The organism is Flavobacterium sp. (assembly GCF_031423415.1).
GTDB lineage: Bacteria > Bacteroidota > Bacteroidia > Flavobacteriales > Flavobacteriaceae > Flavobacterium.
This window is the reverse complement of sequence record NZ_JANPFL010000108.1, coordinates 1-1,315: the sequence shown is the minus strand read 5'-3', so window position 1 is coordinate 1,315 and position 1,315 is coordinate 1. Positions and strand designations below refer to the sequence as shown.

Annotated in this window: 2 protein-coding genes; both read left to right on the top strand. The window is 32.9% G+C overall.

Features of this window, described 5'->3' with window-relative positions:
- The coding region (locus RMO83_RS09630) for a MarC family protein (protein ID WP_310559469.1) at positions 1-226 on the top strand (226 nt) is incomplete at its 5' end.
- A gap of 195 nt (positions 227-421) precedes the next feature.
- A partial coding sequence (locus RMO83_RS09625) for an NAD(P)H-binding protein (protein ID WP_310559468.1) occupies positions 422-1,315 on the top strand: 894 nt, incomplete at its 3' end.

Below are 1,315 nucleotides of genomic sequence, written 5' to 3'. Positions count from 1 at the left end.
CTATTATCAAGAACATCATACAAGTTATGAGTTAATTGCCTCGAGTTTTTCCATTTTGGCAGTTTCTTTAGCCATTTATTTAATACTTCGAAGTGCGCATTATTTGGCAAAAATTCTAGGTTCTTCTGGAATTGTTGCCATTTCTAGAATTGTTGGTTTTTTGACCATAGCCATTGGTGTTCAATACATTATCAGTTCGGTTTTAAGCATTGTTCGAGGAATTTAGATTGTCATTGCGAGAAAACGTGGCAATCTGAAGCCAATCTCGCTGTCCATTTCCTAAAGGTTAAAAAAAAATGTTTCAATCTAAAATTCTCATTAATTTTTAGTAATTTTATTAAAATTTAGATTTAATAAATTTTCTAGAATTAAAATCTGTGAAAATCTGTGAAATCTGTGTCAAATATTAAAATTATCTGATATGAAAATCCTCCTCACAGGCGCCAACGGATATGTCGGAAGACGACTTTTGCCCGAATTACTCGAACAAGGTCACGAAATAGTTTGTTGTGTTCGTGATGCTTTGCGATTAGGTTTAGACAAGCAAACATTAGCCAGAGTCACTATTTGGGAAGTCGATTTCTTGAAAGATCCAACATTACAAAACTATCCGAAAGACATAGATATAGCCTATTTTTTGATTCATTCAATGACAAGTTCTACCAAGAATTTTGACATTATGGAATCATTGGCAGCCAATAATTTAAATATCTATATGGATAAAATGAAAGTCAATCAAGTCATTTATTTATCTGGAATTGTCAATGATCCAAATTTATCCAAACACATGCAATCTCGCAGCAATGTCGAGCAAATTCTGTTAAAAGGAAATTACAACACAACCGTTTTGCGAGCAGGAATTATAGTTGGTTCAGGCAGTTCGTCATTCGAAATTATTCGAGATTTATGCGAAAAATTACCAATTATGATAACTCCTAAATGGGTTTTGACCAAATCGCAACCCATTGCAATTCGTGATGTTATTCACTATTTAACTGGCGTTATTAATCGAGAAGATTGTTACAACCAATCGTTTGATATTGGTGGGCCAAACATCATTACCTACAAACAAATGATGCAATTGTATGCCAAAACTCGTGGCATCAAACTTTCTATATTTACAATTCCGATATTCACGCCAAAACTTTCTTCTTATTGGTTGTATTTTGTAACTTCGACAAGTTTCAAATTAGCATCAAACCTTGTCGATTCTATGAAAATGGAAGTAATTTGTGCCGACAATCGATTACAAAAAATGCTAGAAATTCACCCAATTTCTTATATTGATGCAATTAAATTGGCCTTTAAAAAAATA